We start from the raw sequence: 12,814 nt of genomic DNA on the forward strand, positions 1-12,814 counted from the left end.
CCTGTATATATATTCATAAAATTTATTTTAAAACATCAGATTCTATCAAAACATCTCCATCTATTAAAGTTACATCATTAATTACTAGTTGTGTTGAATCTGCTAGACGAGTTACTCCTTCTCCAGAAACAAATGTAGGTGCGTCTTTACCACCTATAATTTTAGGGGATAAAAATAGTTTGACCTTATCAACTAATTTATTTCTAAATAGACTGTCATTAAGTGTAGAACCCCCTTCAACTAGTACAGAATCAATGTTTAGTTCTCCTAGTTTATACATTACAAATTTTAAATCAACTAAGCCATTTTTCTTAGGAGAAATTATAACTTCAACATTCTTTTCTTTTAATACTGATAATTTTTTACTGTCTTCACAACATGTGAAAACTATAGTTTTACTAGTTTTATCTTTAACTAAATTACTGTTAACTGGTAATCTCAGATTTGTATCTATTACTATTCTTGTAGGATGAGACACTTCATCTTGATTAAGTCTACAAGTTAGCAAGGGATTATCATTTAAAACTGTGTTTGTACCAACCATTATACTATGATACTTATTTCTGTATTTATGAGTTAGGTATCTTGAAGACTCATTAGATATCCATTTTGATTCTAGTGATTTTGTAGCAATTTTACCATCTAGACTTACTGCCGATTTTACAATACAAAGAGGTTTTTTATTTTTTATGTAATAAAAGAATATTTCATTTAATTGTTTTGCTTCTTCTTCTAATATTCCTACAGTAACATCAATGTTGTTATCTTTTAATTTTTTTACTCCATTACCACAAACAAGTGGGTTTGGGTCTAGTGTAGATATGACAACCCTTTTAACTTTATTTTGAATAATTTTATCAACACAAGGTGGTGTTTTACCATGATGAGAACATGGTTCTAAATTCACATAAAGAGTAGAGTCTTTTAAACTTTGTTTAGCACTGTTTATAGCATTTACTTCAGCATGATTAGAGCCGAATTTCTCATGATATCCTTTGCCTATTATCTCACTATCTTTAACAATTACACACCCAACTAGTGGATTTGGACTTGTAAAACCTTCCCCTTTTTTAGCTAATTCAAGAGCTTTTTTCATATAATAAATGTCTTTTTCTTTTTGATTCACAAAATTCAAGATGTGTACACCTCCTGTTTAATTAGATAATTTTTAAACAAAAAACCCTGAGAATTAACTCAGGGTTTAGAATAATCTACAATAAATGTTTAATAAGAGCACAATAAAACAGCTCTACAAAAAACTCATTAAACATATCTTCTTCCATCCAGACTTTACTGTCGGCTTTGGAATTTAACCAAATCAACCAAGTTTTAGCTTGGCTCGCGGGCTATACCGCCGATTGGGAATTTCACCCTACCCCGAAGATTAAGTATTAAATTTATATTTAGAATGTATCATAAATTATTTTACTTTGCAAACAATTTTTTTCAAAATATATGTTAATATATAATATAGAACGTCTATAAACTTTGAAATACTGGGATTGTGAATATAAAAATAAAAATTTGAACATAATCAGGAAAGAAGTCTAATTAATTTAAATTAGGAGAGAAATATATGAATGAAAAACTTTTAGAAATACTATCAAAATACTATGGATATACAAGCTTTAGAAAAGGTCAAGAATCTATAATAAATTCTATTTTGAGTGAAAAAGATGTACTAGCTATAATGCCAACTGGAGGTGGTAAATCTATTTGTTATCAACTTCCAGCATTGATATTAGATGGGATGACAATAGTAATTTCTCCACTTATATCTCTTATGAAAGACCAAGTAGATGCTTTAAAGACTATGGGGATTAATGCTGCTTTCATAAATAGTTCACTGAGCAATAAAGAATTTAATGAGATATTAAATAATATTAGAAAAAATAATTATAAAATACTCTATATTGCTCCAGAGAGATTAGATGCACATGAGTTTATTGAACTAATAAATAATAACAACATAAGTCAAATTGCAATAGATGAAGCACATTGTGTGTCTCAATGGGGGCATGATTTTAGATTGAGTTATAGACGGATTTCTGATTTTATAAAGAATTTACCTAAAAGACCTATAATTACAGCCTTTACAGCAACCGCTTCAGAAGAGGTACGAGCTGATATAATAAATTTATTATGTCTAGAAAATCCAGACTGTTATATAACCGGTTTTGATAGAGAAAACTTATCAATAAACATAGTAAAATCATCTAGTAAAAATAAATATATTTTAGATTATATTAAAAATCATAAAAATGAGTCTGGAATTATATATGCTGCAACTAGAAAGGAAGTTGAAAACATACATAATGGATTATCTAAGAGAAATATATCTGTATCAAAATATCATGCAGGTTTATCTAAAAATGAAAGAAGTAAAAATCAAGAAGATTTTATAAATGATGATGTGGATATAATGGTAGCAACAAATGCATTTGGAATGGGTATTGATAAACCTAATATAAGATGGGTTATACACTACAACATGCCTCAAAGTATAGAAAATTACTATCAAGAAATAGGTAGAGCTGGTAGAGATGGAGAGAAAAGTGAATGTGTGCTTTTGTTTTCTCCAGGAGATGTACATATACAAAAATATTTAATCGATATTGGAGTTGAGAATCCTGAAAGGAAGTTGTTTCAACACAAAAAGCTTCAATATATGATTGACTTGGCTTACAGTAATTCATGTTATAGAAGGACAATACTAAATTACTTTGGAGAAAATTATATAGAAGATTGTAATAATTGTAGTAACTGTTTAGTAGAAGGTGAAATAGTAGATAAAACTATAGATGCTCAAAAAGTTATTTCATGTGTAGCTAGAATGAAAAGAAGTTATGGTGTTACTACCATTGTAGATGTACTTAGAGGGTCTAAGAATAAAAAGATTTTACAACTTGAATTGAATACTTTATCTACATATAATATTATGAGAGACTATTCAAGTGAAGATTTAAAGAACTTTATAAATACATTGGTTTCCCATGGATTCTTGGATTTAGTTGAGACTTTAGGTAATGGAAATAGAGGAAGTTTTCCAACCATAAGATTGAATGATATGTCTATGAAAGTTTTAAAAGGTCAAGTGAAAGTTGAATTTAAAGAAATCGTGATGACAAAATCATTAGAAGTAGAAGATGAGTTATATAGTGCTTTAAGAGAGCTTAGACATTCAATAGCAAGTGAAGAAAGAATAGCTCCATATATGGTATTTGGTGATGGGACACTTAGAGCTATGTCTAGCAGTTATCCAATTAATAAAGAAGAGATGTTAGATATATCTGGAGTAGGGGAAATTAAGTATCAAAAATATGGTAGAGATTTTGAAACAATAATTAAAGAATATGTCGAAAAAAACAACATAAACAAAAAAAGTGAAGAAAAAAATGTCGATTTAGATAATGTTAATAGTGAGTTCTTTGAAGTTAATTCAGATAAAGCTCTATATGAAAAACTATTAAGTATTAGAGGTGAATATGCAATAAAAGAAAAAGTACTCCCATATATGATTTTATCCAATAAGACACTGAAAGAAATAAGTGGAAGATATCCAATTGATGAAGAGCAACTGAAGGACATTTCAGGTATAGGTGGAGTAAAAATTAAAAAGTATGGAGCTAGTATTTTGGATGAAGTCAAACAATATGTAAGAGAAAATGATATTAATGTTACTTGGAAAAAAAAGGGTAAAAGGAAGTTAATACTAGATGGAGAAAGTAGAAAAAATAATGAAATAGCATTAGATTTATTAAATCAAGGCAAGGATATACAAAGTATTAGCCAAGAACTAGAGATTTCATTATCGACTATTATTGGATATGCCCATGACTATGTAAAGGATGGACATAGTATATCGTTTGATTTAGAATTAGAAAATTTCTATAATGAAGATGAAAAGCAAATGATTTTAGAAGTTTGTGAAAAAGTAGGATATGATAATTTAAATAACATAAAAAGAAAACTTCCAGATTCAATAAAGTATGAAAACATAAGAGCTGTGATGCTTGATTCTTATCTTAAAAATTTAAAAAATGATATTATGTCAGAGTAATTTTTAATATCTCCAAAAATAAAATTTGTATTATTGTGTTGAACTAATAATTTTGCTGTGTTATACTGAATTTGTAAAAATAATGAAAAATTAGAGCTAGGGGCGCTAGAATTGGCTAGCTGAGAGATAAAGCCGTAACTTACAAACCCTAATAACCTGATCAAGATAATGCTTGCGAAGGGAAGCTTTTAATATAATTTTGTTACATAAATAGACAAATTATTTAATGTTAGGGAAAATTTGTCTAAGTGTATATATGATTATAAGAGTGCTTTCCAAACAAGGAAAAGCACTTTTTTTATTTTCAAAAACTATAACTTTAATCTTGGAGGATTGTAATATGAATTATACAACACAAATGGATGCTGCTAGAAAAGGCATAATAACTAAAGAAATGGAAATCGTTTCTCAAAAAGAGCAAGTAGATGTGAATGAACTAAGAGAATTAATAGCAAATGGACAAGTTGTTATACCTGCTAATAAAAATCATAAATCTTTAAGTGCAGAAGGTGTAGGTAAAAATTTAAGAACAAAGATAAATGTAAATCTAGGAATTTCAAGAGATTGTAAGGATATAGAAAAAGAACTTGAAAAAGTTAGAGTAGCAATAGACATGAAAGCTGAAGCTATAATGGATTTGAGTAACTATGGTAAAACTAGAGAATTTAGAGAAAAAGTGGTTGAAATTTCACCTGCAATGATAGGTTCAGTACCTATGTACGATGCAGTGGGATATTTAGAAAAAGAATTAAAAGATATAACAGAAGAAGAGTTTTTGAATGTAATAAGACAACATGCTATTGATGGAGTTGACTTTATCACTATACATGCAGGTCTTACAAGGAATGTTTGCCAAAAGATAAAAAATCATGAAAGATTAACTCATATAGTATCTCGTGGAGGTTCTCTGTTATTTGCATGGATGGAATTGAATAATAAGGAAAATCCTATTTATACTAATTTTGATAAAATATTGGATATATGTGAGGAATACGATGTTACATTGAGTTTAGGAGATGCTTGTAGACCTGGCTGTATAAAAGATTCTACTGATGGAGTTCAAATTCAGGAACTAGTAGTATTAGGTGAGCTTACTAAAAGAGCGTGGGAGAGAAATGTACAAGTAATGATAGAAGGACCTGGACATATGGCTATTGATGAGATAGAAGCAAATGTAGTATTAGAAAAAAGATTGTGTCATGGAGCACCTTTTTATGTTCTTGGGCCATTAGTTACAGATATAGCACCAGGTTATGACCATATAACAAGTGCAATAGGAGGAGCTTTGGCATGTGCTAAAGGAGTAGACTTTTTATGTTATGTAACTCCAGCAGAACACTTAAGATTACCTAATTTAGATGACATGAAAGAAGGTATAATAGCTGCAAAAATAGCTGCTCATGCAGGAGATATAGCTAAAAACGTTAAAGGTGCTCGTGAATGGGATAATAAGATGAGTAAAGCCAGAGCTGATTTAGATTGGTGTGAAATGTTTAGACTTGCAATAGACCCTGAAAAAGCTAAGAGATATAGAGATGAATCAACTCCTACTCATGAAGATAGCTGTACTATGTGTGGAAAAATGTGTTCAATGAGAACAGTTAAGAAAATACTAAATAATGAGGAACTTAATTTAATATAATTTGTGATTAGAATAAAATAGATTTAAAAAGAGGAGGTGATTTGGTGAAGGTTAATGGGAAGGATGTTGAATTTAAAAAAGATTTGACTATAATAGATTTATTAAATAAATATAACTTAAATAGTGATAGAGTTGTAGTTGAAGTAAATCTAGAAATAATTGAAGAATCCAACTACAGTACATATATATTGAAAGACGAAGATATTATAGAGCTTATTAGTTTTGTTGGAGGTGGTTAAAATAAAGATATTTGTAAATGAATTATTAACAGATGTTGAAGAAAATACGACTGCCTACAAAGTTAGAGATGATTATAATTGTAAATGTGATGTATTAGTATTAAATGGATATCCAATTAAAACAGATATTCCTCTTTGTGAGAACGATAAATTAACACTTATACAAAAGGGAGTCAAGCCATCATTTGATGAATTAGAAAACTTATTGATTGCGAGACATACTCCAAATATACATAATAAGTTAAAAAAAGGGAAGGTTGCTATATTGGGGTTAGGGGGACTTGGGTCCAATATAGCTATCTCTTTAGCCAGAATTGGAGTAGGAGAACTTTTACTTATAGACTATGATGTTGTAGAACCTTCTAATCTAAATAGACAGCAGTATTTTATAGATGATATTGGAAAATTAAAAACTGATGCTATGATAGAAAATATAAAAAAAATAAATCCGTTTATAAAGCTAAAGAAACAAGATATTTTTTTAAATAAACATAATATGGATACTATTAAAGATTCAGATTTGATAATTGAAGCTTTTGATGATGCATCATGTAAGGCACAGGTTTGTAACTATGTGTTAATAAATTTAAAAGATAAATATCTAATAGCATCATCAGGTATGGCAGGTTATTATGATTCAAATATAATAACTACTAAGAAGATAAAAGACAAGTTTTATATATGTGGTGATTTTGTAAATGAAGCTAAATTTGGTGAAGGTCTTATGGCTCCAAGGGTTGCTATCTGTGCAAATCACATGGCAAACTTGGTAACACAAATACTTATAAATATGTAAATACTAAAATTAAATTCTAAAAAGATTGAATATTAAAAAAGTTGTACATGGAGGGAAATAATATGGATAAATTGGTACTTGGTGGACATGAATTCAATAGTAGATTGTTGGTTGGAACAGGTAAATATGGTTCAAATAATATATTGCCTGAGGTAATAAAAGAAAGTGGCAGTGAGATAATAACAATGGCACTTAGAAGAGTGGATTTAGATAATAAACAAGAGAATATATTAACATATATTCCGAAAGAAATGACAATACTTCCAAATACATCAGGAGCTACTAATGCAGAAGAAGCAGTAAGAATAGCTAGAATATCCAGAAAAATGGGATGTGGAGATTTTATAAAAATAGAAGTGATATCAGATACTAGATATTTACTTCCTGATAATGAAGAAACTATAAAAGCTACAAGAATACTTGCTGATGAAGGATTTATAGTTCTTCCATATATGACACCAGACCTTTATGCTGGAAGAAGACTTATAGAAGCTAATGCAGCAGCAGTTATGCCTCTCGGGGCTCCAATTGGTTCAAATAGAGGGCTTCAAATGAAAGAAATGATAAGAATAATGATAGATGAATTAGATATACCAATAATAGTGGATGCGGGTATTGGCAAACCATCTCAAGCTATGGAAGCTATGGAAATGGGAGCTGATGCTGTACTCGTTAACACTGCGATAGCTTCAGCAGGAAATCCTGTACAAATGGCAAGAGCATTTAGACTAGCTGTAGAGGGTGGAAGAGAAGCATATCTCGCAAAAACAGGAAGTGTATCAGAATTTGCAAACGCATCTTCTCCTTTAACAGGTTTTTTAGGCAATTTATAGAAAGTGGTGATTGGTGATGAGTTTTTATGATGTAATAGAAAAATATAGAGATTTTGATTTTGATGGATATTTAAATAATGTTACTGATAATGATGTTTTAAGAAGTTTATCAAAGGACAAGCTTGAAGATTTTGATATATTAAATTTGCTTTCTAAAACTGCTGTAAAATATTTAGAAGCCATGGCTCAGAAAGCACATAAATTAAGTGTTCAATATTTTGGAAAAACAGTATGTTTATATACACCAATGTATATAGCAAATTATTGTGTAAATCAATGTGTTTACTGTGGTTATAATATAAAAAGTGGAATAAAAAGAAAAAAATTAACTATGGATGAAATTAGAGAAGAGGGAAATGTAATTTCAAAAGAAGGTTTTAAACATTTACTTGTTTTGACTGGAGAGAGTAGTTTTCATTCAAGTGTGGAATATATAGGTGAGGCTATAGAAATATTAAGAGAAAAATTTCCATCTATAGGTATAGAAGTCTATCCAATGGAAGTAGAAGAGTATAAGTATATTGTAGATAAAGGCGTTGAAGGTCTAACAGTATATCAGGAAACTTATGACGAGGAAATATACAAAAAAGTGCATATAAAAGGCCCAAAAGCAAATTATAAATTTAGGTTAGATGCTCCTGAAAGAGGGGCAAAAGCAGGCATGAGGACTTTATCGATAGGAGCACTTTTAGGGTTGAATGATTTTAGAAAAGAAACCTTTTTTACAATATTGCATGGGAAATATTTAAAAACAAAATATCCTCATATTGAGCTTTCATATTCAACACCAAGAATGAGACCTTTTAAAGGTTGTTTTGAAGAATTAGTAGATATAAGTGATACTGATTTGGTTCAAGCTATGATATGTATGAGATTGTTTGACCCACATGCAGCAATAAATATATCAACTAGAGAAAACTTGGAAATGAGAAGTCATATAATACCTTTAGGAGTAACTAAATTGAGTGCAGGTGTTTCTACTGATGTAGGGGGGCATTCTCAAGATGAGCATGATACTGCTCAATTTAAGATAAATGATGAAAGCACTGTTGCAGATGTAGAGAAGATGTTAAACTCAATTGGATATCAACATGTATTTAAAGACTGGGAAAGATTTTAGATGTATTTGATAACAAACAGAAAATTATTATGTAATGAAGAAAGATATTTAGAAGTTATTAAAGAGTCTATATTGAGTGGTATAAAAAACATTATAATAAGAGAAAAAGATTTAGAATATGAAGAATTAAACAAATTATATATGAAAATAAAAACCAAAATCAATTGTATAGATTTTCAAGAGAAAATACTGAATAAAAATTTGAAGATTAATATAAATCAGAAAGAAAGTATTAATAAACTTAAAGTTAACTTTATAGTAAATAGTAATATTGAATTTTTTGAAAAAACAGATTGCCAAGGGATTCATCTTCCTTTTAAAGTATTCTTGGATTTACTTGAAAATAATTACAGTTTTAATAAAGATAAAATACTGGGATTATCTTTACATCAAATAGAGGAGGTAGAACATTTAGAAAATTTGATGAGAAATAAAAATATAAGAGTAGATTACATAACCTTGTCACATATATATGAAACTAAATGTAAAGAAGGTTTACATCCAAAAGGAATTGAGCTTCTAAAAGAAGCTAAGAAGATTACTGATATTAAGATAGTTGCGCTAGGAGGAATTTTACCATCCAATGTCAAAGAAACATTGAAATACTGTGATGATTTTGCCATAATGTCAACTATAATGAAATCTAAAGATATTAAAAAAACAATCTCAGATTATAATGAAAAAATTGAATTATTAAAATAGTATATGGAATCCTTAATTTAAAGAAAAATAAAAAAGTTATCTTTTAAAATTTAAAAGATAACTTTTTTATTTTGTATCTTTGCTAATAAAAAATTGTAAAAAGGGAAAACTTTAGTCAGAGAGATTAAACAATATCCTAAAAGATTTAAAATTTAGTAAAGTATGGAGGACATTATAATGACTGACAGTAAAAAGAAACGATTTATTATACCACACACTTTTACAATAATATTTTTACTAATAGTCTTAATGGCAATATTGACTTGGGTAGTACCAAGTGGTGAATTTAGTAGAGAAGATGTAGAAGGCAGAATGGTAGTTGTACCAGGAACTTATCAAAGTGTTGAAAGCAATCCTCAAGGGTTTGCAGATGTTTTTAAGGCACCAATAGAAGGTTTTATCGATTCAGCAGAGGTTGTAGGCTTTGTATTAATAGTTGGAGGTGCCTTTGGTATTGTAAATAGAACTGGAGCTATAGAAGCAGGAATAGCATCAGTTATATCTAAATTTAAAGGAAAAGAACTTCTTATAATTCCAATATCAATGATTTTATTTGGTCTTGGAGGTACTACATTTGGGATGGCAGAGGAGACATTACCATTTTATATGATATTTGTTCCACTTATGACATCCTTAGGATATGATTCTCTAACCGCCATAGCAATTGTATTTATAGGAGCAGCAGCAGGAGCTGCAGCTTCGACAATAAACCCATTCTCGGTTGGTATTGCACAGGCACTAGCTCAACTTGCTCCAGGTTCAGGAGTAGCATATAGAGTAGTTATTTTTATAGCTTATATATTAATAAGTATAGCGTTTGTTATGTATTATGCTAAGAAAGTTAAAGAAAATCCTGAAAGTTCAATAGTATATGAAATAGATAAAAATAATAAATCAATACTTAATCAAACTTCAACAGAAATAAAAGAATTTACTTTTAAAGAAGTATCTGTTCTTGCTATCTTTGGAATAGGTATGGCAATAATGATTTGGGGTGTCTTAAGTCAAGGATGGTATATTCCAGAGATATCAATGTGTTTTGCTGCCATAGGAGTACTTTCTGGTTTAGTTGGTAGATTATCTCAAATTGAAATTTCAGAAAGTTTTATAGATGGAGCCAAAGATTTAGCATCAGCCGCTCTTGCCATAGCATTAGCTCGTGGAATCGTAATAATTGCTCAAAATGGATTTATAATAGATACTATATTAAATTCCGCAGCAGCTTTTTTAGGTGGCCTTCCAAAAGTTATATTTGTATATTTATCTTTCTTCTTGGAAGCTGCATTGGCATTTTTAATTCCATCATCTTCAGGTCTTGCTTCACTTACAGTACCTGTACTTGCTCCTCTTGGTGATTTGGTTAATATATCAGCTCAAGTAATAGTAACTGCTTATCAATTTGGGGTTGGTCTTACAAACTTCATAACTCCGACTTCAGGGGTATTGATGGGAGCACTTGCAGTAGCTCATATTCCTTTTTCAAAATGGGTAAGATTTATAATGCCTATATTGTTGATTTTGACAGCTGTATCTCTAGTCTTTTTGACAATAGGTATATATATAGGATTTTAATTAAAGAGAGTTTATTCAATATAGCTAGAGATTATATAAGATACTAAGAAATAGAATACCCAAAATATGATTTTCAATAAATTGCCACTAAAAATAATTTAGTGGCAATTTATTTTTTATATAATAAATGACAAAATATCTTAGTAAGTGTATATTTTCTCTTTCAATCTCTTATTTTTTATATCAAATTAGCTAAATAAAATTAAATTAAAAGTCAAAAAACTAAAGAAATTAATTCTAATTTGAAATATATATGAAGGTTTTTGGAGAATACTTACTTATAGTAGGAAAAAATGTTAAAATAAGAGTGTAATCAAATATAAAGAACTGAAATAGCTAACAGTTATTAAATATGGGAGTGTAAAAATTTATGGGATTAAAAGAATTTGATTTTATTGAAGAGTCTATTGAGATGTTGAGGACAATGTCTCCAACATTAGAAACTATATCAGATGAAATAGAAGAGTATTTTGAAAATATTTTGGATGAAAAAAATCAAGAATATATAAATGTAACCTCTAGAATAAAATCAGAATCAAGTTTAAGAGAAAAGATAATTAGAAATAGATATTTAAAAAAATATGGAGAAGCAAGTAATCTTATTCACAATGTCTCTGACTTAATAGGTTTGAGAATTGAATGCAGATTTATTGAGGATGAAAACAAGATATATAGACTTCTAAGAAGATACTTTAATAAAACAGACGACAAGGTAAACTATTATAATAAAGAAAATAAGAATATTAAATTAAAATTGTCTGAAAGACAACCTAATAAACAAAAAAATGGATTTGAAATATATAAAATAGATGGAGTTTTTGCATATTTAGATAGAGAAGTAAAATTTGAGCTTCAAATTAAGTCTCTTGTAAATGTGTTTTGGAGTGAAATTGAACATAAAATAATTTATAAAAATAACACATATTTACTTGCTGATAAATTTATAAAGGATATGATGGACTCTATAAAGAATAATCTTACTATGATTGATAATCAGCTTTTAAGCATTTATAAAAACTTTCATTCAGGAAAGTCTTTTAATATGAAAGTAAGTAAAAAAGAAATTGAAAAACTATTTGCGAAATTAGTATATGATGCTTTTTCTGAAAAGATGAATAAAAGTATAGGTTTTGTTGTGGATTTTAAAAAACCCTGTGAGACTATATTAAGCTATTCTTTTAATAAACAGGATATAAGTGATGAAGTTTTGGGCAATTTCATGCTTGATGAGTTTGCAAGACTAAATGAGATTGTAAATAAAGACATAGATTTTAATGAGCAAATAGAATTTGAAAGAGAACCAACATTTGATGATAAATTTTGTAAAGACCTAGGAAATCATTTTAGAAGCAGATTAAATACAGAATTCCCATGGAATTTATTTTTTAGAATACTATTTGAAATAGAACCATGTAACAATACAGAAGACTTTGAAAACTTTGTAGAGTTTATAAAAGAAAATGTATTACTAGAAGAAAATAGAGAACAACTTTTATGTCAATTTGAAGAAAATAGTCAACTTATAATTGAAGATATGTATGAATGTATATTCAATAGCATAAGTGAAATTGATAGTGTTGAAATTTTGTATAACTATAATCTTGAAAAGATAAACTTTACATCAAGTGAAATTATAAATTGTATATGCAGAGAATATGAATGCTATGGTGAATACTTAGAAGAAAAAGAAAAGCTTATGAATGCATTTAAAGAAAAAATTATTCAAATATTTGAGTAATCAATTAATTTTAAAATGGCGCTAATGCGCCATTTTTCAAATACATATAAAGTTAGAAGAATATTCTAAAGGGGGAGATTTATATAGAGAAAACAGGTGTAATTTTAGCAGG

The 12,814-nt window shown here is 28.7% G+C and carries 10 protein-coding genes and 2 riboswitches; of the genes, 9 read left to right on the top strand and 1 reads right to left on the bottom strand.

Features of this window, described 5'->3' with window-relative positions:
* Window positions 1-22 precede the first annotated feature (22 nt).
* Window positions 23-1,135, bottom strand: a complete 1,113-nt coding sequence (gene ribD, locus ACTG46_RS09240; RefSeq protein ID WP_479923991.1) for a bifunctional diaminohydroxyphosphoribosylaminopyrimidine deaminase/5-amino-6-(5-phosphoribosylamino)uracil reductase RibD — start codon at window positions 1,133-1,135, stop codon at window positions 23-25.
* Between the two features lie 132 nt (window positions 1,136-1,267).
* Window positions 1,268-1,389, bottom strand: a riboswitch (FMN riboswitch).
* A 187-nt stretch (window positions 1,390-1,576) separates the two neighbouring features.
* On the opposite strand from ribD, the gene recQ reads away from it, so the two are divergent.
* The 9 genes from recQ to ACTG46_RS09285 all read left to right on the top strand — a co-directional run bounded on the left by recQ (window position 1,577) and on the right by ACTG46_RS09285 (window position 12,702).
* Window positions 1,577-4,060 (top strand): DNA helicase RecQ, encoded by a 2,484-nt coding sequence (recQ, locus tag ACTG46_RS09245; protein ID WP_479923992.1) that lies wholly within the window; start codon window positions 1,577-1,579, stop codon window positions 4,058-4,060.
* Window positions 4,061-4,148: 88 nt separating this feature from the next.
* A riboswitch (TPP riboswitch) is annotated at window positions 4,149-4,260 on the top strand.
* A gap of 140 nt (window positions 4,261-4,400) precedes the next feature.
* Window positions 4,401-5,702 carry a phosphomethylpyrimidine synthase ThiC gene (thiC, locus tag ACTG46_RS09250; RefSeq protein ID WP_054276625.1) on the top strand — a complete coding sequence of 434 codons (1,302 nt, stop codon included), beginning with the start codon at window positions 4,401-4,403 and terminating at the stop codon, window positions 5,700-5,702.
* 44 nt (window positions 5,703-5,746) lie between these two features.
* Window positions 5,747-5,941 carry a sulfur carrier protein ThiS gene (gene thiS / locus ACTG46_RS09255; RefSeq protein WP_479923993.1) on the top strand — a complete coding sequence of 65 codons (195 nt, stop codon included), beginning with the start codon at window positions 5,747-5,749 and terminating at the stop codon, window positions 5,939-5,941.
* Entirely contained in the window at window positions 5,934-6,737 is an 804-nt protein-coding gene (gene thiF, locus ACTG46_RS09260) for a sulfur carrier protein ThiS adenylyltransferase ThiF (RefSeq protein WP_479924064.1), read from the top strand. Before thiS ends, thiF begins: the two co-directional genes overlap by 8 nt.
* A 62-nt stretch (window positions 6,738-6,799) precedes the next feature.
* Window positions 6,800-7,570: a thiazole synthase gene (locus ACTG46_RS09265; RefSeq protein ID WP_054270186.1), complete on the top strand. Its 771-nt coding sequence runs from the start codon at window positions 6,800-6,802 to the stop codon at window positions 7,568-7,570.
* A gap of 16 nt (window positions 7,571-7,586) precedes the next feature.
* On the top strand, window positions 7,587-8,690 hold the full coding sequence (gene thiH / locus ACTG46_RS09270; protein WP_479923994.1) for a 2-iminoacetate synthase ThiH: 1,104 nt from the start codon (window positions 7,587-7,589) through the stop codon (window positions 8,688-8,690).
* Window positions 8,691-9,392, top strand: a complete 702-nt coding sequence (locus tag ACTG46_RS09275) for a thiamine phosphate synthase (protein WP_231301352.1) — start codon at window positions 8,691-8,693, stop codon at window positions 9,390-9,392.
* A gap of 177 nt (window positions 9,393-9,569) precedes the next feature.
* On the top strand, window positions 9,570-10,964 hold the full coding sequence (locus tag ACTG46_RS09280; RefSeq protein ID WP_054270189.1) for a YfcC family protein: 1,395 nt from the start codon (window positions 9,570-9,572) through the stop codon (window positions 10,962-10,964).
* A 370-nt stretch (window positions 10,965-11,334) separates the two neighbouring features.
* Window positions 11,335-12,702 carry a GTP pyrophosphokinase gene (locus ACTG46_RS09285; protein ID WP_054270190.1) on the top strand — a complete coding sequence of 456 codons (1,368 nt, stop codon included), beginning with the start codon at window positions 11,335-11,337 and terminating at the stop codon, window positions 12,700-12,702.
* Window positions 12,703-12,814: the final 112 nt, after the last annotated feature.

Source organism: Clostridioides sp. LIBA-7678 (genome assembly GCF_056716065.1).